This is a genomic window from Kitasatospora sp. A2-31 (assembly GCF_022288725.1).
In the GTDB taxonomy this organism is placed as follows: Bacteria; Actinomycetota; Actinomycetes; order Streptomycetales; family Streptomycetaceae; genus Kitasatospora.
On the sequence record NZ_JAKNTA010000010.1, the window covers coordinates 323,389 to 347,670 of the forward strand.

The following is a 24,282-nucleotide window of genomic DNA, read 5'->3' on the forward strand; positions in this document are numbered from 1 at the left end:
CACCCTCGGCGGGGCGCACGCGCCGGCCCGCGACGGCGGCGAGTTGATCGGCCACGCCGCGGTCGTGCAAAGGCAGTTGTGGTACGACGGGCGGGCGCTGCGGGCGGGTACGTCGAGGGGCGGGTGTCCGCGCCGACCGTCGGGGCCGCGGCCACGGCCGCGCGCTGATGGCCGTGTCGGAAGGCGTGATCGCGCGCGCGTACGACCGTCCGGCCGGAAGGCGAATCGGCGCGTCAGATGGCGTCCCCGGCAGGCGGCCGCAGGCCGGGGCGTAGTGGCGGACGGCCGCCGGCCACCTGCGGCCGCCGCCGCCCCGGCCGCGCGTCCTACCGGCTGCTGGGCGCCACCTTGCCGAGGAGGTGCAACAGCCTGTCCAGCGAGTCCCGGGAGTTCGGCTCGGTCAGGTTGACCATGAGGCGGAAGAGCACCTTCAGCAGGGCCGGATGACCGAGCCCCATGGCACCGGCCGCGCCGATCAGCTTCGGTCGCCCGAGCACGTCGGCGGCGAGCCGGCCGAGCGCGAAGTAGCCGTCGTAGGCGGCGCGCAGCGCCTGCGGGTAGGCGCGCAGGGCGAGGTCGCGGCCGCGGTCGGTGCGCCGGGCGAGCGCCTGGACGATCGTCTCGGCGGCGTACCGGCCGGACTCCATCGCGTACGCGATGCCCTCGCCGGTCGCCGGGCTGACCGTGCCGCCGGCGTCACCGACCAGCAACAGGCCGTCGGCGTAGTGCGGTTGGCGGTTGAGTCCCATCGGAAGGGCGGAGCCGCGGACGGGTTCGGTGACGCTCTCCGGGCTGTAGCCGTACTCGGGGGGCAGGTCGGCGCACCAGCGGCGGAGCAGGTCCCGCCAGTCCACCTCGCGGGCGACGGCGGCGGTGTCCAGCACGCCCAGCCCGACGTTGGCCGTGCCGTCGCCCATGCCGAACACCCAGGCGTAGCCGGGCAGCAGGCGGCGGCCCGGGTCGCGCGGGTCGCGCAGGTCGAGCCAGGCCTCCAGGTAGCGGTCCTCGTGTCGCGGCGTGGTGAAGTACGTCCGATAGGCGACCCCCATCGCCCGGTCGGTGCGGCGGTAGCGCTTCATCGCGAGCGAGAGCCGGGTGGAGTTGCCGTCGGCCGCGACCACCAGCGGCGCGCGGTACGAGACCGGCTGCTTCTCCTCGCCGAGACGGGCCGTCACGCCGGTGATCCGGCCGGTCCGCTCGTCGACCAGGGGACCCCCCACATTCGCCCGTTCGACCAGCCGGGCGCCGGCCGAGGCGGCGCGACGGGCGAGCAGTTCGTCGAAGTCGGCACGCCGGCGGACCAGTCCGAAGGACGGATAGGCGGACAGCCGGGGCCAGTCCAGCTCGACGGTGCGGTGCCCGGCGACCAGGCGCAGCCCGCGGTTGTGCAGCCAACCGGCCTCCTCGGAGACGTCGATGCCGAGGTCGATCAGCTGTTTGACGGCGCGCGGGGTGAGGCCGTCGCCGCAGACCTTCTCGCGCGGGAACGCCGACTTCTCCAGCAGCAACACGTCCAGCCCCGTGCGGGCGAGGTGGTAGGCGGCGGTGGAGCCCGCGGGGCCCGCACCGACCACGATCACGTCGGCGCTGTCCCGCCCCCGCGCCGGGTCGGCGGCGGAGCCGGCGTCGGACAACTGCTGCTCTGGGCCGGGCATCACGTACTCCCACGGGTCGGATCGGCTGCGGAACCATCGGAATCGGCGGAACGAAGCGGAGTCAGCGGTCTCAGACGATAGGGAAAGCGGCCTCCGCGCCGCGCCCCGACACGCGGACCCGCCCCGACGACCGGTCGTTACCAGCCATCGGGGCGGGCCCTGCCGGGCGACGCGCCAGGGTCCGCCGGAGCAGCCGCACGGCCGGCGGTCGGAGGCCGCCGGGGAGTCCGGCCGGCGGTCAGAGGCCGCCGTTGACGACCGCGCTGGAGACGGCGCCGCGGCGCACGTTCCACTTGGCCAGGATCTTGTCGTACTCGCCGTTGTGGATCAGGGTGTCCAGTGCCTTCGCCAGCACGTCCCGCAGCGCGGTGTCGCCCTTGGCGACGGTGATGCCGTAGGGGCCGGCCTGGAGGTAGTTGGTGCCGGCCAGCTGGAACGTCCCGGCACGGCCCGGCTGGGTGGTGTTGTACTGCGCCACCGGGTAGTCGTTCAGGTCGGCGGCCGCCGCGCCCGAGGCGACCTCGGCGAGCGCCTGGTCGTCGTAGTCGAAGCGGTGGATCTGCAGCGACCTGCCGGACCGCTGGCAGGCCGGGACCTGTCGGGCGGCCAGCTCGTCCTGGACGGTGCCGCGCTGGACTGCGACCGCACGACCGCAGAGGCTGTCCAGGCTGGAGAGGTTCAGCGGGTTGCCGGCCTTGACCACCATGACCGTCCCGGAGCCGAAGTAGTCGACGAAGTCGACCCCGGGGTCGGCCTGGTGGCCGTCGTCGGCGGCGCCGAGCTGGCGCTGCTTGGTGTCGATGACCGCGGCCATCGCCAGGTCGATCTGCTTGGCCTGGACGGCCGGAATCAGCTTCTCGAACGGCATGTCGACGAACTCGACCTTCACCCCGAGCTGGCCGCCGATCGCCTTGGCGAGTTCCGGGTCGATCCCGGCCGGCGAGGCGTTCGAGTCCCGGAAGTCGACCGGGGGGTAGTTGAGGTAGGAACCGATCTTCAGGACTCCGGCGGAGCGGACCGCCTGGGGGAGCCGGGCGTGCAGGTCGTCGCTGTTGCCGGCGGCCGGGGTGGCGCCGCCACCGCAGCCGGTGAGCAGCAGCCCGCCCGCGCCCAGCGCGGCGGCGGTGCGCAGCGGGGACCGGGAGCGGGCGGGGCCGGCGCCGGCCGGGGCCGCGACCGGCGCGGACGCGGAGACGGGAGGGGGAACGGAGGGAACGAGGGTGTGGTGCATCGCGATGCGTCTTCTTCGCAGGTGAGGGAGTGCGTTCGGGGAGACGCCGCGCCGGAGTGGCTGCCGGGTACGCAGTGCGGACCGCATCGCCGTGTGCCCTTGATCGGGCCGCCCCGGGGTGAGGGGGCGGCCGTCGGCGGAGGTCCGCCGTCGGGGGCGGTCGGGGTCATCCTCGCACCCCCGCCGGCGGCCCGTACCGCCGGGGGCAGGCACCGGGCAGCCGGGGAGGGAGGCCCCGGGGACGGCGCGGAGGTACGCCGGGCGGGCGCGGAAGGACGCGTCCGGCGGGCGCGGAGGGGAGCATCCGGGCGCGCGTCCACGCGTCGCACATCACGCACACAATCGGGTGACCGGATCGTTGCACTGGACTATCCAGCGCAATTGGGGCGACGAACTGACAATCCGACCAAATCGACCTTGCGTCACAGCGGCAGCTGCGGGACCTTAGGCCCTCTCGTTCACCGTCACGGTCCGTCACCGGACCGGCGGGACGGACGAGGGCTCTCCCACCTGCCGCGCAGGCCCTTCCGGGCCGCCGACCCACGATGGAACCAGCATGCGCATCCGCTCCACCGCGGCGCGATCCCTCGTCGCCGTCCCCACCGCCGCCGCTCTGCTGCTGCTCGCCCCGACCGCGCAGGCCGCCGCCGGCGGCAAGCCCGCCAAGGGCAACAACGGCACCGTGAAGATCCACGACGCGGCGACCGGGCAGGAGGACACCCGGAACGAGCCCAAGGTGTGCACGTTCTACCTGGACTCCTTCGGCTTCGACCCCGGCCAGGACGTCATCTGGCTGATCGCCGAGGTCCACGACAAGAGCGAGACCGCGGTGGCCTACGGCGACCTGCCGGTCGACGGCAAGGGCCACGTCCGCACCGAGGACATCAACCTCCCGGACGGCCACTACAAGCTGTACTGGGCCTCGGTCGAGATGACCGACGGCAAGCTGCCGGCCGAGCCGGAGCTGAACAACCCCAAGCACAAGGTGTTCAAGGTGGACTGCGGGGGCAGCACCCCGACGCCGACTCCGACCAAGCCCACCGGCAAGCCGTCGCCGAGCGCCACCCCCACCAAGACCGCGACCCCGACGCCGACGGTCACCCAGACGCCGTCGCCGACCGCGACGCCGACCGTCACCCAGACGCCGTCGCCGACCGCGACCCCCACCAAGACCGCGCCGCCGACCCCCCCGCCGGCCACGCCGACCGCCACCCCCACCGTGACGGCCACGCCGACCGTGACCGCCACCCCGTCGACCACCCCGTCGGCGACGGCCACCGCGACCCCCTCCGCCTCGCCGTCCGCCACCACCTCGCCGTCGGCCGTGCCGACCACCGAGGCCCCGGCGCCGACCTCCGCCCCGTCGACGGCCCCCACCGCCACCGTCCCGGTGCAGACCCCGCCGGCCGGCACCGTGGTCAACCCGGAGAAGCCGCTGATCATGCCGGCCAAGGTCAGCGTCCCGACCCCGATCACCGGCGCCACCCAGACTGGCAAGGACCTCGCGTCCACCGGTAGCGACGGCACCCTGCTGGTGGCCGGCGCCGGTACCGCGCTGCTGCTGGCCGGCGCGGGCGCCGTGGTCTACACCCGCCGGACCCGCAAGTCCTCCTGACGCCAGGCAGGACCGCGAACGGCGGGCCGGTGACCACCTGGTCGCCGGCCCGCCGCCGTATCTCCCCTGGGCCGCTCCCGTCGCGGGGGGCGGGAGCGTCTCAGGGGTTCACCGCGAGCACCACGTAGGCCGCCAGGACGGCCAGGTGCACGGCGCCCTGGAGCGGCGTGGCCCGGCGCGGGATGACCGTCAGGGTGCCGACGACGACGGTCAGCGCGAGCAGTACCAGGTGGGACGGGCCGAGGCCGAGCACCAGCGGGCCGGACAGCCAGACGGTGGCCAGCGCGACGGCCGGGATGGTCAGACCGATGCTGGCCAGTGCCGAACCGAGCGCCAGGTTCATGCTGGTCTGCACCCGGTTGCGAAGCGCCGCGCGCAGGGCCGCGATGGTCTCCGGCAGCAGCACCAGCATCGCGATCACGACGCCGACCACCGAGGACGGCAGGCCCGCCGAGTAGACCGCGGACTCGATGGTCGGCGAGACGGCCTTGGCCAGACCCACCACCGAGACCAGCGCCACGCCGAGCAGCCCGAGGCCGGCCAGGGCCGCCCGGGTGGTCGGCGGGTGCGCGTGGTCGTCCTCGTCGAGCACCTCGCCCTCCTCCGTGACCGGCAGGAAGTAGTCGCGGTGCCGGACCGTCAGGGTCGCCACGAAGAGCCCGTACAGCAGGAGTGACGCGACGGCCGCGAAGGCCAGCTGGGTGGTGGAGAACTGCGGGCCGGGCGAGCTGGTGGTGAAGGTCGGCAGGACCAGGCTGAGCGTGGCCAGGGTGCCGACGCAGGCCAGGGCCGCGCCGGTGCCCTCGGCGTTGAACACCGCCACCCGGTACTTGAGCGCGCCGACCAGGATGCACAGACCGAGGATGCCGTTGCAGGTGATCATCACTGCGGCGAACACGGTGTCCCGGGCCAGCGTGGCCGCCTTGTCCCCGCCGTCCGCCATCAGCGTCACGATCAGCGCCACCTCGATGACCGTCACCGCCACGGCGAGCACCAGGGAGCCGAACGGCTCGCCCACCCGGTGGGCGATGACCTCGGCATGGTGCACGGCGGCCAGCACCGCACCCGCCAGGAAGCAGGCCACCAGGCCGACCCCCCACCCGGGCAGGTCCCGCTTCCAGGTCAGGACGAGGACGACGAAGGCCGCCACGGGGACGACGACCGTCCACTGCGCGGCGACCGCGCGGAGCTTCGGGAGCATGCGGTCACCATCGCAGACCGGCTCCCGTCCGCCGCGCAACGTCGCCGGGCACCCGCCCCGACGGGACCCGGCTCAGCGGCTCTGCGGAGAGCCGTCCGGCCGGTCAGCCACCGTACTCCGCGAGATAGCCGAGCACCTTGGTGACATGGGGTCGGACCCGTTCGGGGACGCCGCCGGCGTCGGCGACGGTCTTGTCGCTCGTCCGGTAGCCGGCCGCGACGAGGGCGGGCAGGTCGGCGGTGAAGCCGCGGTGCTTGAACTGCTGGTCGAGCCAGCAGACGTAGTTGCCCATCGAGACGATCGCGTCGGCCGGGTCCATGTAGTCCTTCACGCCGTCGTGGTCGCCGTCCTGCGCCCAGGCGTTGAAGACCGCGGGCGTCCACATGGCGACGCCGTACTCGCCGGACTCCGGCCGGGCGGCCTGCGGGTCGAAGCCGCTCTCGGCTTTGAGCACGGCCGCGATCAGCACCGGGGTGATCTCCGGCTCCGGGCAGCGGCGGGCGGCGTCCTCGATCGGCCCGCGCAGCGCGAGGGGCACGTCCGCGCCCGCCGGGATGGCACCGGCGGGCGCGGGCCGGCCCGAGGACGGGACGGCCGGACGGACGGCGGGTTGCGCCGTCACGGGCCGGCCCGGCGACGAGCCGTCCGCGGCGGACGGGGCGGACGCCGGCTCGGGCCCGCCGGCCAGGGCGAGCAGCAGGGCGGCCACCGCCGCCAGGCCGCCCGCGCCGGCCACCGCCCCGACCCGCCGTGCGCGTCTCGCCCCGGCGGCCCGTCGGTCGCCGCTCCCGCCCGGGCCGCCCGGGCCGGCCTGACCGACCGGGCCACCCTGACCGCCCGGGCCGCCCGGTCGCGGCAGCAGGGCCACCAGGTCCACCCGCGCCCGCTCCTCCCGGTCCGCCGCCAGGCAGGCCGTCACCGCCGGCCGCCACCGCCGCGGCAGCGCGTCGTCGAGCCGCAGCGGCGCGGCGCCGCGCGCGTACGCCTGGGCGGCGAGCGAGCGGGCCCGGGCCGTGGCGCCGAGGAACGGGTGCAACCCTCCGGTGAGCAGCTGGTGGGCGAGGACGCCGAAGGCCCAGACGTCCGCGCTCGGCCGCAGGGCGATGCCGCGCGCCCCGGTCCGCTCCGACCACCACTCGGGCGGGACGTGGTCCGGCGAGCCGAGCGGCGGGGCGTAGCCGTGGGTGCCCTCCAGTTCGGCGGTGAGGCCGAAGTCGGCGAGCTTGGCGGTGCCGTCCGGCATCAGCAGGACGTTGCCGGGTTTGAGGTCCCCGTGCACCCAGCCCGCGGCGTGCATGTGGGTCAGTCCGGCGCAGACCTCGGCGAGGAGGCGGTCGGCGTCCGGGACGGGGCTGCCCGGGCGGGCGGCGGCGAGGACGTCCTGGAGGCTTCGCGCGGCGCGCTCCATGACCAGTGCCACGGCGCCGTCGAGCTCCGGGTGTGCGGGGTCGTCGACCGTGACGACGGCCAGGGTGCGGATCAGGTGGGGGTGGTCGGCCCGGCGGCTGAACCGCGTCTCGCTGCGGGCGACCTGCGCCATGGTGCGTCGCTGCCCCGGGCTGAGCCGGGCCGGGCCGAGGAACTTGACCGCGGCCTCGCCGGGTCCGCCGGTCCGGCGCGCGGCGTACACGCTGCCCCAGGCGCCGGCGCCGATCCGCTCGCCGATGCGGTAGCCGGCCACCCGGTAGCCGGGCGGCACCGGGCCACGGGGGTCGCCCGCCGGCGCCGGGGGGTGCGGATCGCCGGGCCGGCCGGTCGCCCGCACGGCGGGTCAGCGCCCGTGCCGGGGCCGGAGCAGGGCCAGGTGCTCCTCCCGGACGAGGTCGAACTTGAGTGCCAGCGCGACGAGTTCCTCGCGCTTGCCGCCGCTGCGGGCGCCCGGGGCGGCGGCCTCCTCCGGGGCCTCGCGCAACCGGAGTTTGGTCGCCACCAGGTAGTCGATGTGGTAGTTGACGGCGGAGCGGGTGAGCCCGCGGCAGGACGGCAGGGCCCGCAGCCGCTCCACCACGTCGGTGGCACCGGGGACCACGGCCGCCGAGGGCGAGCGCAGCCGGGGCTCGCAGAGGGCGAGCAGGACGAGGAAGTACTTGGAGGTGGGGTCGAGCGCGAACGGGCTGACCGTCAGCTCGCCGGAACGGGACTCCGGTCCGCCGTCCAGATAGGCGTGTTGGGGAGCGAAGACCTTGAACTCGGCGGGTTCGCCGAGAGCCGGCAGCAGGACGCGGGAGAACTCGAAGGGCACCGGCGCACCGAGCCGGCCGGGAGCGACCTTGACGTGCTCGCCGGCGCCTTCCAGGTTCTCCACCACGTAGGTCGCGGACGGGCTGAAGTTGGAGAGCCGCCAGTAGTCCTCCGCCGCGGTGACCTCCCCGGCGCGGCGCGAGATGCCCTGGTCGGCGAGCGGGATGACGGCGGGCCGGCCGGGCTCGCCGCGCCCGAACCCGGCGCTCTCGCCCGGGCCCAGGTGCAGCAGGGCGGGCTTGGGCGACGCCGGGCGCCGGGCGGCGGCAGCGGGGTGCACGGGCCCGGCGCAGGACCGGGCGGATCGCCCGCCGGACGCGGACTCCGGGCGGGGATCGGGCAGTTGGACGATGACCGTGTCCATCCGGACCACCTCCGTGGATCGGATCGATCGTAGCCGTCCGAATCCGGCTCCCGTGGCCACGCCACCCGGACGAGTGAACGCCGGTGCGGCGCACGCTCCCGGTCGCTCCGACCTGGCGTCAAACACATGATTCGTAAGCATAGTTGATCGACAGTTGAACGCTTCGGAACGGTCAGTGACACATCACCCCGTTGCAGCATGTAGTTGAACGGTCACCTGGAGTGTGATGTAGCGCACGTATGTCACACGTTCGAAATATGCAAGACTCATCCCACCCAGTGAGATTCCCTTTCTTTCCAAGGAGGTTCACATCATGCGCGCTCGGATCGCAGCTCTGATGGTCGCGGCGGCAGGTATCACGGCGGCGACGATCGCCCCCGCCTCGGCGGCGGTCGCGTCCGCCGAGACCGGCGCAGCCGCTTGCGCCGCCGTGGTCGACCGGCCCTGCGTCTGGCAGGAGAAGGACGGCGGGGGCGTCGTCGGCGTCGCGCAGTTCTCCGCCGCCGACCCGGGCCAGCTGACGATGGTCCAGGTCGAGGTCCGCACCCAGAAGGCCTGGGGCAGCCCGTGGATCACCACGGCCTCGGCGACCACCATCACCACCGGCCTCGTCAAGGCGGTCACCCCGCGGGTCTCCACCCACGACCTCAAGATGATCTGTGCCACCGGCGGCCCGGCCCTGGACGCGACCCAGCGGGTGACCACCTGCACCGGCCCGTTCTGATCACGCCGCGGTGCGGTGAGTGATGACCCGTCGGCGGACCGGCCGTCGTGGCCGCGTCGCCGTCTGGCGGAATGAGACCCCGCACGGGGCCTGGCGGGTGATAACCCGTCACCGTCGTCCGGGTGAAGGCGTCCGGTCGACGTTCGACGAGGTGAGGCCCGTGGGGGCCGGCAGCGAACAGTGAAGCCGGGCCGAGTCGGGGGCCGGGTGGGGATCGGGACGGCGGGCAGCAGCCCCGGCCCCCTCCCCGGCCCCTCCCCCTCGCCCTTCCCAGCAGCACCCCCAGGAGCCTCCCGGCTCGTACTCGGGCCGAGGCCCCGTCAACAATGCGCCAACCTCCCGCCGAACACCGCCCGGCCCGCGCAACCCCTCTCGGAGCATGGGATTTTGCACTATCTTGGGAATTCACCCGGGGCGGGGCGGGCCGCCCATCCGGCTGGCACATGCCGACACGGCGGAGCCTGCCGCGCACCGTGCACCACCCCCGCCACCGCAGGACCTACGCGGACGAAGGGGGAGCGTGCCGATGCCCGAGGGGCCCACGCATTCGACCGGGGCCGGCGCCGGCCCGCCCACCGGCACGAGGCCGACCGGCCCGGACGGCGCGACCGGCCCGGCGGGCGCGGACCGCCGACGGGTGACGATCGGCCAGGACCCGCGCAGGACCGGCCACCTGCACGACCACGTCGGGCAGACCCAGGCGCCGACCACGCCCGCGACGCCCGCCGCGCCCGGACCGCGCGGACGCCTCGCCGACCGGCGCAGCACCGTCGACGCCCTGCTCCGCCACTCCCCCGCACAGCCGCTGTTCCGCCTCCTGGCGACCCGCCGGCTCGCCGTCCTCGCCTACCACGGCATCGAGGACCCCCGGACCTTCGCCCTGCAGATGGCCCGGCTGGTCCGGATCGCCCGCCCGGTCTCGCTGGCCCGGATCGAGCAGGCCGTCCACGACGGCCGCCCCCTGCCGGCCCGCAGCGTACTGGTCACCTTCGACGACGGCGACCGCACCGTCCTCACCGAGGCACTGCCGGTGCTGACCAGGCTGCAGATCCCGGCCGCCGCCTTCGTGGTCACCGAACACGTCGACGGCGACCGACCGTTCTGGTGGGCCGAGGCCGCGTTCCTGGCCACCCACGGCGGCACCGCCCGGAGCCTGGTCGGCTGCCCTCCCGGAGCGGTGGTGCGCCGGCTGAAGGCCCTGCCGGACCCCGACCGCCGCACCGCGCTCGCCGAACTGCGGGAGAGCGCCGGCGCCCGCGCGCCCCGCCGGGAGCAGCTCACCCGGGACGACCTGCTGACGCTGCACCGCTCCGGGGTGGCGGTCGGCAACCACACCGCCGGCCATCCCTGCCTGGACCGCTGCGAGGACGACACCGTCCAGGACGAGATCACCCGCTCCCACGACGCGCTCACCAGTTGGCTCGGCGGCGAGGCGCCGACCGCCTTCGCCTACCCCAACGGCAACTTCGACGGGCGCGCCGACACCCTGCTGCGGCGCCTCGGCTACCGCGTCGGCTTCCTCTTCGACCACCGGCACGACCGGCTGCTGCCCGGACAGCCGCTGCGGATCAGCCGTCTTCGGGTGAACTCCACCACCAGCCGCGACCGGTTCGACACAATTCTCTCCGGGCTTCACCCGGCCGTGCACCGGCTGCGCGGCGGGGTCTGAACGGCACTGGGGGGTTGGGATTTTGGGGATCACCGAGAACGGGACGCCCGCAGGCGGAGCAGAGGGCACGGACCGCAGGAGCGGCAGCGCCCCGGGAGCGGAAGCGGTGGTCGCCGCGACCGTCCGGGCGCGACCGGCGGGCGGGGCGGCCGCCCGGCCGGTCCGCTACCGGTCCCCCGCGCTGCCGGTGGACGTGCTCGACGGCTGGCGGTCGCTGGCGACCGCCGATCCGGCCGGATCGTGGTTCACCACGCCCGAGTGGGCGCTCTCCTGGTGGGAGACGCTCGGCACGCAACGGGGGACGGGCGAGATCACCGTCTGGCGCGAGGCCGACGGCCGGGTCTCCGCCGTGGTCCCGCTGCTGCACACCCGGCGCCGTCTCCACCCCCGGGTGCCGCTGGCCGTCCCCTGCCTCACCGTACTCGGCTCGGGCCCCGGCGCGGCCGACCACTGCGGCTTCACCGCCGCGCCCGAGCGGCGCGGCGAGGTGGCCGACTGGCTGAGGCGACGGGGTCGCAGGGCGACGCTGCTGCTCACCGACCTCGACCCGGGGCAGACCGGCCTGCTGCCGCCCGGCGCGGTGGAGACCGGCCGCACCCCCTGCCCGCGCGCCGATCTCACGGCCGGACCGGACGCGCTCGGCTCCCGCCGGTTCCGCGCGAACCTCCGCCGGTACGGACGGAAGCTGGCCACCGAGGGGATCACCTTCCGCTGGGTCGGCCCGGCCGTCCGGGAGGTCGAAATCGCCGAGCGCAAAGCCTTGTTGGACGCCGTCCTGCGCCTGCACCGGCAGCGGCGGGCCGCCCTCGGCCGGCCGACCACCTTCGACGCCGTCCGCGCGCCGCTGCACCTGCGGCTCATCGAGCGCGCCGCCGCCACCGGCCGTGGCGAGGGTCCGGCCTTCCTGGTCGCCGAGCGGGCCGGCGAGGCGGTCGGTGTGCTCTACGGGTTCCTGTGGCGTGACGCCTTCGCCTACTACCAGATCGGCTGGGACCAGACCTGGGCGCCGCTGCGGCTCGGCACGGCGGTGATCGCCGAGGCCGTCCGGGCCGCCGCCGACCAGGGCCTGGCCACCTTCGACTTCCTGCGCGGCACCGAGCCGTACAAGTACCGGTTCGACGCGGTGGACCGGGAGGACGTCTCCTGGCTGGTCCCGCACGGGCTCTCCGGCGCGTTGCTCGGCCTCAAGCACCGCGCCAAGGCGGCCCGCAGGGGCTGACGGCCCGCGCCGGGCGGTCGGCGGCCCCTGCCCCGGAGCGTCACCGTCGTGCCTCGGCCGTCACCCTCGCGCCGGACCGTCACCCGCGGCCGTCACCCTCGCGCCCCGGGCCGTCACCGGCGGCGGCCCTTCAGCCAGCCGGCGAAGGCGTCCAGGGCGGGCTCCGGGTCGCGGCGGCCGACGCCGATCCGGAACCGGTCGGCCGGGGTGGGGGTGAGTCCGGAGCGGAAGATGCTCGCGGGCAGCAGCAGCACGCCGGCCTCCTCCACCAGCCCGGTGCAGAACGCCTCCACGCCGTCCGCCCCGAGGTAGCGCGGGTAGGCGACGCAACCTCCGTCCGGGGCCTGCCAGTCGAAGAGCTCGGCGAACGCGGCGAAGAACTCGTCGAAGAGCGGCAGGTTGGCGGCGATGATCGCGCGGTTGCGCTCCAGGATCCGCTCGCGGTTGCCGATCGCGATCCGGGCCAGGACCTCGCTGGGCGCGGAGTTGCAGATCGTGGTGTAGTGCTTGGCCCGCTCCAGCCTCGAGCGCAGCTCCCGGTCCCGGCAGGCGATCCAGCCGATCCGCAGGCCGGGCAGGCCGAGCGACTTGGAGGTGACGTTGAGCGAGAGCGCGCGCTCGGAGAGGTCCGCGGCGTTCGGCAGGGTCCGGGCCGGGTCGCGCTCCAGGCCGCGGTAGACCTCGTCGCTGAACAGGTGGATGCCGCGTTCGTCGCAGAGTTCGGCGAGGCGCGTGAAGTCGGCGGCGTCGATCACCGCGCCGGTCGGGTTGTTGGGGAAGTTGACCGAGACCACCCGGGTGTTCGGACGCAGCGCGGCGGCCACCTCGTCCAGGTCGAGCGCCCAGCCCCGGTCGGCGTCCAGGGCGACGCCGGTGACGTCGCAGAGCGAGAGCGGGACGGTCTCGGCGGACTGGTAGTTGGGGGTCACCACGACGGCGTGGTCGTCCGGGCCGAGCAGGACCTGCATGGCCAGGTTGAGCCCCTCCTGCGCGCCGCCGAAGCAGAGCACGTCGTCGGCCTCGACCCGCTCGTACATGCCGGCGATGGCCCGGCGAAGTCCTGGGTCGCCGAAGGTCTCGGTGTAGCCGAGGGTGAGGGTGTCCCAGGCGTGGCGGTCCTCGGGGCTCGCGAGGTCGAGCAGTTCGGACATCGCCATGGTCTGCGCGTCGGAGGCGGTGAGGTGGTGGCGTGCGGTGAACTCCCAGCGGGAGAAGTAGGTTTCGAGCCGGAAGTCGGGGAGCTTGGTCATCGCGTCGTCCTGGATCGTGCGGCGGGTCGGGGTGTGGAGTCGGGGTCGGATCCGGGCTCGGATCCGGGCTCGGGGGCGGGCTCGGGGGCGGGCTCGGGCTCGGGGGCGAGGTCGGGCTCGGGGCCGGGGGCGTTGCCGGGGACGGCTCTGAGGTCGGCGAGCAGGGTGTAGACGGTGGAGCGGGACACCTTGAGCGCCGTGGCGACGGCCGGCACCGCGCGGCGCACCGCGAGCACCCCGGCCTGGTCGAGCCGGCGCAGCACGGCGATCCGGTCCTCACGGGTGAGCCGCTCCGGCGGGCGGCCGTGGGCGCGGACGTAGCCGCCGATGACCTCGTTCATCCGCTCCGTCCAGTCGCGCTCGAAGAGCGGGGCGGGGCGGGGCGCGGTCGGAGCGGCGAAGGCGGCCAGCAGGGCTGAGGCCTGCTCCAGCGGGCCGCGGTCGAGGTTGACGCAGAGCACCGCCGAAGGCGTGCCGTCGGCGTCGCGCAGCACGGCGCTGACCGAGGAGAGCCGCCGGCCGTCGGGCAGCAGCTTCGCGTAGGGCCCGTAGACGTCGGGCGCGGACGGTCCGAGCCGGTCCAGCTCGCCGAGCAGCGACGGGTCGCCGGGGGCGCGCGCGGTCATCGGGTTCCAGATGGCCAGTACCTCGTCCCGGACGGCGTCGTGCAGTACCACCTCGGCGTACGGCCCGAGCAGCAGCGCGACGGCCTGGCAGACGGGCGACCAGGCCCGGACGCGCGGGTCGGGGGTCTCTGCGGTCATGCCTGGACTGTACGTCCAGTCTGGACGATTCGTCCAGGGCGCCTGACCCGGAACGGCGACCGCCCCCTCCCCTGCTGTGGGGAGGGGGCGGTCGCCGCGGGCCGGCGCGGATCACCCGATCGAGGGCCGGTGACCGGGCCGGTGACCGGGCGGCGCCCCGGCGGCCCGGCGCGGCCCGGCCACGCGGACGCGGTCGCCGCTCAGCGGCAGCTCAGCTCAGCTACAGCTCAGCTGCGCGAGGCTGGAGGTGCAGGTGCGGGACGCCTTGTCGTTGGCCGGGACCGGGTCGGCGGGCGCGCTCGCGGTGCGGACGGCCGACACGGTGAAGGTCCGGCCGAGGTTGAACAGCCCGACGTGCAGCGAGAGGTGCCGGGTGGTGCTCGCACCCGACGCCAGCGGCGCGGCGAGCGTGCAGGTCAGCCGGCCGGAGCCGACGGTGCAGTCCGTGGAGGAGGCGATCATCCCCACGGGCAGGTCGGCGGTGACCGTGCCCGAGGCTGCCGCGTTCGGGCCGTGGTTCGTCACCGTGAGGGTGTAGTCGACCCGCCCGGCGAGCAGTCCGCCGACCGGGGTGGCGCCGAGGGCGACGGCCAGGTCGGCGGTGGGCGCGACGTAGGTGTACCGGTCCGCGGCGACCGGCGCGCTGGTGCCGCCCGCAGTGGTCACCCGCACGTCGACGGCGCCGGCCGCGGCGGCCGCGGGCGCCGCGGCGGTGCAGCTGGTCGCGGTGCAGGAGAAGGCGGTGGCGTTCCCGGCCGCGCCGAAGCTCACCGCCGTCGCACCGGCCAGGTCGGTGCCGGTGACGGTGACGGTCGTGCCCCCGGCCTGCGGTCCGGAGGAGGGGCTGATCCCGGTCACCGCGGGTGCCGGCAGCGGGAAGCCGAGCACGGTGACGGTCCCGGCGGTGAAGCCGGCGAGGTAGCCGCGCCGCCCGTCGCGGGTGAGCGCGAGCGTGTACGGGCCGGCGCCGACCGGGACGGTCGCCGACACCGCGAGCGTGGCGGTGTCGATGACGCTGAGCGTGTCGTCGGCGTAGTCGGAGGCGTAGGCGTGGCGCCCGTCGGGCGCGAGGGGGACGGCGAACGGGTTGGTGCCGACCGTCACGGTGCCGGTGACGGTGCGGGCGGCCGGGTCCAGGACGCTCACGGTGGAGTCGCCGCCGTTGCCGGTCCAGAGCCGGGAGCCGTCGGCGCTGAGCGCCAGCCCGAAGACCCCGTGGCCGACGGGGATGTGCGCGCCCACCGTGCTGCTCGCGGTGTCGATCACCTCCACCGACTGGGCGCCCGAGGCGGCCACGTAGACGTGCGCGCCGTCCGGGGCGACGGCCACGCCGTGCGGCTCCGCACCGACGGCGACGGTGGCGGTCACGGTGTTGGTCGCCGTGTCCAGCACGCTGACGGTGGCGTCGCCGGCGTTGGTCACGTACGCGTGGGCGCCGTCGGGAGCGACGGCCACGCCGAAGGCCCCGGCGCCCACCGGGACGGTCGCGGTGACGGTGTTGCTCGCGGTGTCCACCACGCTGACCGTGCCGTCGAGGTGGTGGGTCAGGTAGGCGTGCCGTCCGTCCGGCGCCACGGCCACCGCGTACGAGCCGGTGCCCGCGGTGAAGGTGGCGGCGACGGCGTTGGTGGCGGTGTCCAGGACGGTCACGGCTCCGCTGCTCTGGCTGGCGACGTAGGCCCGGGCGCCGTCCGGTGCCAGCGCCACGCCCGCCGGGTAGGCCGCGACGGCCACGGTGGCGGTGACGTTCGGCGGCGGCGCGGCCGCCGCGGCGGTGCCGGGCTGCACCAGCAGCGCGGCCGTGGCCGCACCGGTGGCGACCACGGCCGTCCAGGCGCGGCGGGGTGAACGACGTATTCTCACGAGGGGTTTCTCCAGGCTCGTCGGGGGACGGGGCAGGTGTGCGGCACGGTGAGCCGTGCCGCACGGTGGCGGCTCGAGTGATCGACCGGAGCCGCAGGAAGCGTAGAAGCCTGTTTGACTGGCCGTCAGGACTTGATCGTCTTTGTTGCCAAGTGTTCAGAATTGGTCGCGATCCGACGCGGGCGGCCCGCGCCGGCCGTTCACCTCGCCGCCCGGGCCGACTGCTCTCCACGGTCGCAGCGCAGCGCCGGCCACCGGTGGCGGCCCACCGCCGGTCGGGCGCAGCCTGGAGGGAGTCGGACGAGCCCCCGGGGAGCGGCCATGGACGAGATCGACGTGCTGGTGGTGGGCGCGGGCCCGGTCGGGCTGACGGCCGCGGCCGAGCTGCGGCGCCACGGCGTCGACTGCCGGATCGTGGACCGGCTGGCCGCCCCGCAGCACTACGCGAAGGCGGTCGGCGTCCAGCCGCGCACGATGGAGGTCTGGGACACGATGGGCCTGGTCCGCGCGGCGCTGGACGAGGCCGTGCCGATGCTCGGCCAGCTCCTCTTCTCGGACGGGAAGCCCGGTCCGCGGATCGACCTCGTCCTGCCGCCGGACGTCCCGTACTGCTTCGCCGCGCTGCCCCAGTACACGACGGAGCGCCTGCTCACCGAGCACCTCGCGGGTTTCGGCACCCGCGTCGAGCGCGGCACCGAGCTGGTCTCCCTGGAGCAGGCCGCCGACCACGTCCGGGCCGGGCTCCGGGGCCCGGCCGGGCCGCGGGAGGTGCGGGCGCACTACGTGGTCGGCTGCGACGGCGCCCACAGCCCGGTGCGGAAGGCCGCCGGGCTGAGCTTCGGGGGCGACGCCTTCCCCGAGCAGTACATGCTGGGCGACGTCGAGGTCGACTGGGACCTCCCGCCCGGCTACGGCGTCCGGTCCACCCACCACGACGGCGAGGGGCGGGTCGACGACGCGCTGGTCTGCATCCCGCTCCCGGGGCGGGGCCGCTACCGGATGTCGATGATGGTGCCGGACGAGCTGGCCGCCGACCCGGCGGGCGGTGTGCAGCACGGGCTGGAGGGCGGCCGGGCCCCCGAGCTGCACCACATCCAGGCCGTGCTCGACCGGCTCTCCCCCCGGCCGGCCCGGGCCTCCTCGCTGCGCTGGTCGTCCACCTTCCGGATCAGCCACCGCCTGGTGGACAGCTACCGGGCGGGCCGCCTCTTCCTCGCCGGCGACGCCGCGCACATCCACCCGCCGACCGGGGCCCAGGGCATGAACACCGGTATCCAGGACGCCTACAACCTCGGCTGGAAGCTGGCGCTCGTCGTGCGGGGGCTGGGCGCGGACGGCCTGCTCGACAGCTACCACGCCGAGCGGCACCCGGTGGGCGAGGAGGTGGTCGGGCGGACCGTGCGGCACGCCCGGGCAGCCGGCGTGCCGGCCGACGCCGAGGACCTCGACACGGTGCTGCGGCGCGAGGCGCAGCTGCTCGTCGGGTACCCGGACGGCCCGCTGACCGAGCCGTCCCCGGAGGCGGCGGACGCCGTGCCCGCCGGCCCGGCGCCGGGCGACCGGGCGCCGGACTGCCGGGGCCTGGAGCGCGACCTGGCGACGTACCCGGTCCGCCTGTTCGACCTGCTGCGAAGCCCGCGGCACACGCTGCTGTTCCACGTCGACCCTGGCGCCCCCGACGACCAGGTCACCACCTGCGCGGTCGCCGCCCTGTCCGCGGCCCACGGGCAGCTGGACGTCTACGCGGTGCTCGCCCCCGGCGCGCCGGCGCCGCAGTGGCGCCTGCCGCCGGTGCGCGACGCCGCGGCCGAGTTCGCCGCCGCGTACCGGCCCCGCCCCGGGGAGGCCTTCCTCGTCCGGCCCGACGGTTACCTGGCCGGCCGCTTCGCCACGCCGACCCCGGAGCGCCTGGCCACCTGCCTGCGCCGCACGTTCGCGGCCGGGTGAGGACGGGCCGCGGGCGGGCCCCGGCGGGTCACACCTGCGCCGGGGCGCCCCGGGCCCGGTGACGGCGGACGGCGTCGCGGTTGGCGCACCGCTGGGAGCAGTAGCGCCGGCGCCCGGTGCGGGAGGTGTCGGCGAAGATCACGGTGCACTCCTCCACCGCGCAGCGGCCGATCCGGTCCATGCCGCGGCCGGCCAGGTGCAGGGCGGTGCCGACGGCGAACAGGGAGAACAGCACGGCTCCGAGCGGCTGCTGCTCGTCCCGGTAGTGCAGGTGCCAACCGCTGTCGGCGTGGTCGGTCAGCCGCGGGTGGGCGGAGGCCTGCGCGAGCATCCGGTTGAGCCGCTCCGCGCGCTCCCTCCCGGGGGCGGCGTCCACGACGCGCTCCCAGGCGTCGACGGCGGCCAGCGTGCGGTCGAGGTCGTCGGGTCCGACCGCGCGCTCCAGGGTCAGCCCGGCGGCGCGGCAGCGGTCGGCGAGGTCCTCGACGCCGGTCGGGCGGCGGTTCGCCAGGTCGGCGGCGAGGTTGACGGCGTCCGCGCCGTAAGGGTTGAGGTGCACAAGGCCATTACAGCACGCTGGTCCGCATGACACAGCCCCCCGTCACGGCACAGGGTCCGCCTCCGGAAAAGGTACTGACTGGCCGTCACCTTCGTTCCGCCCGGCCGGGATACCGGTGGACCGTGCTCGGCGTCGCCACGTTCGCCCAGGTCGCCTCCTGCTTCTTCGTCCAGGGCATCGGGGCGACGAGCGTGCAGCTGCGGCACGACCTCGACCTGAGCACCGCTCAGCTGGGGCTCCTGCTCTCGGCGGCCCAGGCGGTACCGCTGGTCGGACTGCTGGTGGCCGGCGAGCTGCTGGACCGGTACGGCGAGCGCTGGATCGTCGGCGCCGGGGCCTGCGTGGTTGCGGCCGGTCTGCTCGCAGGCAGCGCGGCACCGGGCTACCCGGCCCTGCTGTCGGCCCTGGTCGTCGTCGGCGCCGGCTACAGCACGGCGCAGCCCGGCGGCAGCAAATCGGTGGCGGCCTGGTTCGACCCGTCCCGGCGGGGGCTCGCGATGGGCATCCGGCAGGCGGGTCTGCCGCTCGGCGGCGCCCTGGCCGCGGCCGTCCAGCCGGTGCTGGCCGAGGCGTTCGGCTGGCGGTCGACGCTGCTGTGCGGCGGGCTGGTCGCGCTGCTGGGGGCGGCGGTCTTCACCGGCTTCTACCGTCCGCCGCCCGGCGGGCCCGCGGTCGCGCCTGCGGCCGGTCGGCTCGTCGACGCGCCGCCCGCCGCACGCGCCCGGCTGCGTCGAGGTCTCCGCGAGCGGCTGCGGACGGTCCGCGAGCCCGCCACGGCGAGGATCATGCTCTCCGGAACCAGCCTCGTCGCGGTGCAGAGCGGGGTACTCGTGCTGACCGTGCTCCATCTCCACGACGCGGCCGGGCTCGGCCCGGGGGCGGCGGCGCTCGTCCTGGTGGCCGCGCAGGGTGCGGGCGCGGTCGGCCGCATCTGCCTCGCGGCCTGGAGCGACCGCCGCACCTCCGGGCGCTACGCCACCGTCAGGTCCTGCATGGCGGCCACGGCCGCCGCCACGGCGGCGCTGGCCACCCCGCTCGGGCACTCGGCGGTCGCCGCCTGCCTGCTCCTCGTCGGTCTGGGGTTCTTCGGCCTCGGCTGGTACGGCCCCTGGGTCGCGTACGTGGCGGAGTCCGCGCCGACGGAGCGGACCGGCTTCGCCCTCGGCCTGGCCATGGCCGTCAACCAGGTCGCCGTCATCGCCGCCCCGCCCGTGCTCGGCCTGCTGCGGGACGCCACGCACGGCTTCGCGCCCGCCTGGGGCCTGCTCGCCGCCTTCACCGCCACGGCGCTCGCGGTCACGGCCCTCGCCGAGCGCCGCCGCCCGACCGGCGTCTGAGCACGGAGCCGGTCCTCTCCCCTCCTCAGAACCGGAGCCCCACCGTGCCCCGTCTCCTCCCGGACCCCGGCCCCCGGCGCGTCGTCGCCGCCTCCAACCTCGTCCACACCCTCGGCAGCGGGCTCTACCTGACCGCCGGAGTCCTCTACTTCACCGAGGCGGCGCACCTGCCGGCCGGCCAGGTCGGCCTCGGTCTCGGCGTCGCCGGCCTGCTCGCCCTCGGGGTGGGCGTCGCCGCCGGGCGCCTCGCCGACACCCGCGACGCCCGCGGCGTCTACACGGCCACTCTGGCCGTGCGGGCCCTCGCCACGCTCGCCTTCCTCACAGCCGACACCTTCTGGCCGTTCCTCCTCGCGGTCTGCGCCGCCGCCGGCGCGCAGGCCGCCGGGCTCGCTGCGCGCGGACCGATCATCCGACGGTACGGCGGCGAGCGGCCCCAGGAGTTCCGCGCCTACCTGCGGGCGGTCACCAACGTCGGCGTCTCCTTCGGCGCCCTGCTGGCCGGCTGGGCCGTCCAGTCCGGCACCCCCCTCGCCTACCGGCTCCTGGTGCTCGGGACGGCGGCCGCCTTCGCCGCCTCCGCAGCGGTGATCCTCCTGCTCCCGCCGGTCACCCCCCGGCCGGCCGTCGAAGGCCCCCGCTGGACCGCCCTGCGGGACCGGCCCTACCTGCTGCTCACCGCCATCGACGGCGTCATGGCGATACAGTTCAAGGTGCTCACGGTGGCTGTCCCGCTCTGGCTGGTCGCCGCGACGGCCGCCCCGCGCTGGCTGGTCGCCGGTTCGATGCTGGTCAACACAGCTCTGGTGGTCGGCTGCCAGGTGCGGGCGGGCCGCGGTGTCACTTCGCCGGCCGCCGGTGCGCGGGCCTACCGCCGGGCGGGCCTGGCGTTCCTGCTCTCCTGCGCCCTGTTCTCGCTCTCCGCGGGCACCCCGGCGTGGGCCGCCGCCGTGCTGGTGCTGACGGCCGTGGTGGTCCACACGGTCGGCGAACTCTGGCACGCAGCCGGCGGCTTCGAGATCTCCTTCGCGCTGGCGCCGGAGCCCGCCACCGGCCAGTACCAGGGCGTCTTCGGACTCGGCGCGGGCCTGGCCGAGGCGGTCGGGCCGGGCCTGCTGATCGCCCTGTGCCTCACCTGGGGCCGCCCGGGCTGGTACGTCGTCGGCGCGCTGCTGGCACTGACCGGCCTCGCCGCGCCGCTCGCCGTCAGGCTGACGGGACGGCCCGGCGCCGCCGCGCGGCCCGGTCCGGCGGTGGTGGTGCCGACGGCCGCGAGGGTCCGGGCGTAGGGGCGGACGGGGCGCAGGCCGTGTCCGCGGACCGGCTCGGCCTCGTGCCGGCGCGGCGGTTCACCCGGTCGGTTCACCCTGCCGGTCCGCCCGGAGCAGCCCGCGAGGCCGGGGCCGCAACGGCGCCGGCGCCTCCGGCCGAGGGCCGGGGCGATGTGCGTCCCAGCATCGTCGGCCCGGGGACAACCGGCAGGGGCAAGCGCGGAACCCGCCCGGCCGCCACGGGGGAACGGCGGCCGGGCGGGCGACCGGGGGCGGGCGCGGTAGGGGTGCCCGGGTCAGGCGCCTCGCAACGGTGCCCGGGGCAGCCGGCGCCCGGTCAGCAGGTGCCGGCCGCGCGCTCGCGCACGACGAGATCGGTGCGGCCGGCCGTGGCGTCCAGCCAGACCACCCGGGTGCCCCGGTCGGCAACCGGGGCGTACTGGCCGCCCCGGTTGCAGGAGACCCGCTCGGGCGTACCGCCGGTGAGCGGAAGCTGCCAGAGCTTCGGCAGGTCGGCGTTCTTCGTGCTGCCGGTCACCCGGCCACCGGCGGTGCCGAAGGTGACCGCCCGGTCGGAGGCGGTGAGGGTGGTGATCCGGCGCGGCTCCGCGGTGCCACCGGGCAGGACGTCGGTCACGCCGGACCCGTCCAGGGCGCCGGAGCGGATCGCGCTGCCCTTCGCCCGGTCGCCGGGCGTCTCCACCCAGAGCAGCCGGCCACCGGCGAGGCGGGTGCTGCCGACGGTGGTCCCGGGGGCGGCGGCGTTCGCGTCGTCCACCACGTACTGGGCGACGACCTTGCCGGCGGCGATCGAGTAGACGGTCGGCGCGCTCACCGTCCGCTCACCGACCTGCCAGCTCTCCGTCCAGGCCAGCAGGCCGTCCTTGAGCGAGAGGTCCGAGGCGCGGTGGCCGTCCGGCAGCGGGATCCGCACCGCCGGGGCGCCGTTGCGGGACAGTGCGGGCCCGCTCTGCCCGGCGGCGAAGTCGTTCGCCACGAAGGCCACGTCGCCCCCGGAGATCCGCACGTCACCGACGAACTGGTGAGGCGCGCGGTGGACGCTGCGCACCGGGCCGCCGTCGAGCGGCCGGGCCAGCACCTCCATGCCCCAGGTGCCGTCGGCTCCTACGCCCATGGCCACCCACGCGGCGGACGTGCCGTCGGTGGCGGGCCAGCCGTGCGAGCGGCCGTCCTCCGGGCTGAGCCGGACGGGCTCGGCCGAGCCGCTGACGGCTCCCGCGTGCACGGCCATACTGCCCGTGGCGCCCTTCCCCGCGGTGGCCGCCACCCAGCGGCCGGCGGCGACGTCGGGCGCGACGCCCTCGGTCGAGAGCTCGCGCAGCAGCGGGCGGCTGTCCACACCGATCCGCCGCTGCCAGCCGTCCTTGATCCCGTGCGCGTCGAACGCGTCAGCCACGATGTGGAGTTGGGCGCGGCTGAGGCCGAGCGTGCGGCCGGCGGCGAGCACCGCGTTGCGGGCGTCGACGAAGTCGTCCAGCGGGGTGAGGTACTCGGCGAGCGCGCGGTAGACCAGGCGGTCGGCGAGGAGCGGGTCGAGGGAGCGCCGGATGTCCCACAACGCCCCCGAGAAGATGGTGGAGTTGAGGTGCACGCCGCCGCTGTCGACACCGGCCGGCGCACCGACGTAGTCGGCGACGGTGGTGCGGCGGTCGTCCAGCCGGCGGTCGGCGCAGGCCTCCGGGGTGCCGGTGCGGCAGAGGTCCTCGCCGAGCAGCGCGGCCCTCGGGTCGGTCATCGGGATGCCGCGGCTGGTCACCTCGATCGCGTTGCCGAAGTAGTCCGCGACGGCCTCGTCGAGCGCGCCGGACTGGCCGAGGTTGACGAGCCCCGCCGTGTGCTTGACGACGCCGTGGGTCATCTCGTGTCCGGCGACGTCACGCGCGACCGAGAACGGGTGGCGCTTCTCGCTGCCACCGCTGTAGATCATCTTCTCGCCGTCCCAGTAGGCGTTCTCCAGCGGCCCGCCGAAGCTGGTGACGTTGACGACGGAGGTGATCGGTCCGGCCTTGCCGTCGATCCCGTCGCGGCCCAGCCGGGCGCGGTAGAAGTCGTACACGGCGGCGGCGTTGAGGTGGGCGTCGGTGGCGCCGCTGGTGCCGGCGGACGCCGGGAAGTCGGGGCTCGCCGAGGTGGCCGGGCGGGCGTCGACGGGCAGGGAGCGGTTGAAGTCCATGACGTCCCGGCCGGCCGCGTCGTAGGTGGTGATGGCGGCGGGACGGGTGAGGTCGACGAGCTGGTAGCTGCCGTCCGGGAGGCGGCCGATGTTCACCTGGGCGGGGCGGCCGAGGGCGTCCAGGGCGGTGCCGGTGGCGGGTTCGGCGCCGGCGGCCCCGGCGGAGGGTGCGGGCGCCTTGGCCGAGGGCGCGACGGACCTGGCGGAGGAGTCGCCGAGCGGGTACGGCGCGCGGACCTCGTAGCTGAGGGCCACCTCGCCGACGGCGGCGTCCACGAACACCTCGCGCGCCTGGGCCGCCCAGAGCGCCGGGTCGGTACCGCGCACGGTGAAGTGGCGGGCGAGCCGGCCGGCGCCGCCGGGCAGCACCACCAGGCCGTGGTCCTCGGCGGCGGCTCCCACGCGCGCCGCCGGCTCCTGGATCGCGTCGACCGCGAGCCGGCGCAGTACGTCGTCCGGCACGGTCTGCGCGGTCGGGACGGTGAGGCCGGTGAAGAACTTGCCGCCGACCGACTCGACCCGCTGTCCGGCGCCCTCGCCGACCAGGTGGACCAGGTACCTGGCCCCGAAAACCGGTACACCGCCGTGCTGCTGGTCGAACTTGACGGTACGCCGGCCGTCGGCGGCACGCTCCGTCCCGGCTTCGGCGAGCTGCGCGGGGTCGATCCGGTAGCGGTCCTGATGGGCGGCCAGATGGGCACGGGCCGCGTCGGCCGGGTTGTCGCCGGGGGCCGCGTCGGCCAGGCCGGTGACCAGCTGCGGAGCGGTGGTCTCCGACCCGGAGACCAGCCCCGGCACCGGGTCGGCGTCGGCCGACGGCGCCCCGGCCGGTCCGGTGGCGGGCCCGGTCGCGGGGCCGGCGAACGCCGGTGGCACGCCCACTCCGAGGCCGAGCACCACGGCGAGCGCGACACCGAGCAGCTTGGGTCCGGGCATGCGGGAACGGTGATGCACTGCGGTCCTCCCACGGGATCTGACGGTCCGGCGACCTGCCGGACCACACGTGCACGGCGGACGCCCACCCCCACGGCTCGTCCGTTCTCCGGAGCCGGCGGTCCGCCATACGCATCAACATAGGCCATCGATCTGGATATGTCGATCGACTGCATATACAGTCGATCGGCCCCCCGCCCTCACCTCCCGAGGAAGGCCCCACGGCCGATCACCGGGCCCGTCCG

The 24,282-nt window shown here is 75.6% G+C and carries 17 protein-coding genes; 7 read left to right on the forward strand and 10 right to left on the reverse strand.

Features of this window, described 5'->3' with window-relative positions; translation table 11 throughout:
- Positions 1-326 precede the first annotated feature (326 nt).
- Positions 327-1,655 carry a geranylgeranyl reductase family protein gene (locus MCM47_RS27280; protein ID WP_238864356.1) on the reverse strand — a complete coding sequence of 443 codons (1,329 nt, stop codon included), beginning with the start codon at positions 1,653-1,655 and terminating at the stop codon, positions 327-329.
- A gap of 238 nt (positions 1,656-1,893) precedes the next feature.
- Positions 1,894-2,886: an ABC transporter substrate-binding protein gene (locus MCM47_RS27285; protein ID WP_238864357.1), complete on the reverse strand. Its 993-nt coding sequence runs from the start codon at positions 2,884-2,886 to the stop codon at positions 1,894-1,896.
- A 556-nt stretch (positions 2,887-3,442) separates the two neighbouring features.
- On the opposite strand from MCM47_RS27285, the gene MCM47_RS27290 reads away from it, so the two are divergent.
- Complete coding sequence (locus MCM47_RS27290; protein WP_238864358.1) at positions 3,443-4,501, forward strand: LPXTG cell wall anchor domain-containing protein; 1,059 nt, start codon at positions 3,443-3,445, stop codon at positions 4,499-4,501.
- A 100-nt stretch (positions 4,502-4,601) separates the two neighbouring features.
- Here MCM47_RS27290 and MCM47_RS27295 read toward each other — a convergent pair whose 3' ends face one another.
- The 3 genes from MCM47_RS27295 to MCM47_RS27305 all read right to left on the reverse strand — a co-directional run bounded on the left by MCM47_RS27295 (position 4,602) and on the right by MCM47_RS27305 (position 8,307).
- Positions 4,602-5,702 carry a calcium:proton antiporter gene (locus MCM47_RS27295; protein ID WP_238864359.1) on the reverse strand — a complete coding sequence of 367 codons (1,101 nt, stop codon included), beginning with the start codon at positions 5,700-5,702 and terminating at the stop codon, positions 4,602-4,604.
- Positions 5,703-5,805: 103 nt separating this feature from the next.
- Positions 5,806-7,401, reverse strand: a complete 1,596-nt coding sequence (locus MCM47_RS27300) for a serine/threonine-protein kinase (protein WP_238864360.1) — start codon at positions 7,399-7,401, stop codon at positions 5,806-5,808.
- Between the two features lie 72 nt (positions 7,402-7,473).
- Positions 7,474-8,307, reverse strand: a complete 834-nt coding sequence (locus MCM47_RS27305) for a serine/threonine protein kinase (RefSeq protein WP_238864361.1) — start codon at positions 8,305-8,307, stop codon at positions 7,474-7,476.
- Between the two features lie 313 nt (positions 8,308-8,620).
- On the opposite strand from MCM47_RS27305, the gene MCM47_RS27310 reads away from it, so the two are divergent.
- The 3 genes from MCM47_RS27310 (at position 8,621) to MCM47_RS27320 (ending at position 11,919) form a co-directional block, all read left to right on the forward strand.
- Entirely contained in the window at positions 8,621-9,031 is a 411-nt protein-coding gene (locus MCM47_RS27310) for a hypothetical protein (protein WP_238864362.1), read from the forward strand.
- A 526-nt stretch (positions 9,032-9,557) separates the two neighbouring features.
- The gene (locus MCM47_RS27315; RefSeq protein WP_238864363.1) at positions 9,558-10,700 is read left to right on the forward strand and encodes a polysaccharide deacetylase family protein; all 1,143 of its coding nucleotides are present in this window, start codon (positions 9,558-9,560) and stop codon (positions 10,698-10,700) included.
- Between the two features lie 106 nt (positions 10,701-10,806).
- Positions 10,807-11,919 carry a GNAT family N-acetyltransferase gene (locus MCM47_RS27320; RefSeq protein ID WP_238864364.1) on the forward strand — a complete coding sequence of 371 codons (1,113 nt, stop codon included), beginning with the start codon at positions 10,807-10,809 and terminating at the stop codon, positions 11,917-11,919.
- Positions 11,920-12,032: 113 nt separating this feature from the next.
- On the opposite strand, the gene MCM47_RS27325 is transcribed toward MCM47_RS27320, so the two are convergent.
- From MCM47_RS27325 to MCM47_RS27335, 3 genes are all read right to left on the reverse strand, one after another.
- Positions 12,033-13,169, reverse strand: a complete 1,137-nt coding sequence (locus MCM47_RS27325) for an aminotransferase class I/II-fold pyridoxal phosphate-dependent enzyme (protein ID WP_238864365.1) — start codon at positions 13,167-13,169, stop codon at positions 12,033-12,035.
- Positions 13,166-13,933, reverse strand: a complete 768-nt coding sequence (locus MCM47_RS27330; protein WP_238864366.1) for a transcriptional regulator — start codon at positions 13,931-13,933, stop codon at positions 13,166-13,168. The genes MCM47_RS27325 and MCM47_RS27330 overlap by 4 nt, the downstream gene beginning before the upstream one ends.
- A 216-nt stretch (positions 13,934-14,149) precedes the next feature.
- The gene (locus MCM47_RS27335; protein ID WP_238864367.1) at positions 14,150-15,796 is read right to left on the reverse strand and encodes a cytochrome D1 domain-containing protein; all 1,647 of its coding nucleotides are present in this window, start codon (positions 15,794-15,796) and stop codon (positions 14,150-14,152) included.
- Positions 15,797-16,117: 321 nt separating this feature from the next.
- Here MCM47_RS27335 and MCM47_RS27340 point away from each other — a divergent pair, with 321 nt between their 5' ends.
- Entirely contained in the window at positions 16,118-17,743 is a 1,626-nt protein-coding gene (locus tag MCM47_RS27340; protein ID WP_238864368.1) for an FAD-dependent monooxygenase, read from the forward strand.
- Positions 17,744-17,771: 28 nt separating this feature from the next.
- On the opposite strand, the gene MCM47_RS27345 is transcribed toward MCM47_RS27340, so the two are convergent.
- Positions 17,772-18,302, reverse strand: a complete 531-nt coding sequence (locus tag MCM47_RS27345) for a CGNR zinc finger domain-containing protein (protein ID WP_238864369.1) — start codon at positions 18,300-18,302, stop codon at positions 17,772-17,774.
- 122 nt (positions 18,303-18,424) lie between these two features.
- Here MCM47_RS27345 and MCM47_RS27350 point away from each other — a divergent pair, with 122 nt between their 5' ends.
- Complete coding sequence (locus MCM47_RS27350) at positions 18,425-19,639, forward strand: MFS transporter (RefSeq protein WP_238864370.1); 1,215 nt, start codon at positions 18,425-18,427, stop codon at positions 19,637-19,639.
- A gap of 44 nt (positions 19,640-19,683) precedes the next feature.
- Positions 19,684-20,928 carry an MFS transporter gene (locus tag MCM47_RS27355; RefSeq protein ID WP_238864371.1) on the forward strand — a complete coding sequence of 415 codons (1,245 nt, stop codon included), beginning with the start codon at positions 19,684-19,686 and terminating at the stop codon, positions 20,926-20,928.
- Positions 20,929-21,247: 319 nt separating this feature from the next.
- Here MCM47_RS27355 and MCM47_RS27360 read toward each other — a convergent pair whose 3' ends face one another.
- Complete coding sequence (locus tag MCM47_RS27360) at positions 21,248-24,040, reverse strand: M4 family metallopeptidase (protein ID WP_238864372.1); 2,793 nt, start codon at positions 24,038-24,040, stop codon at positions 21,248-21,250.
- Positions 24,041-24,282 lie beyond the last annotated feature (242 nt).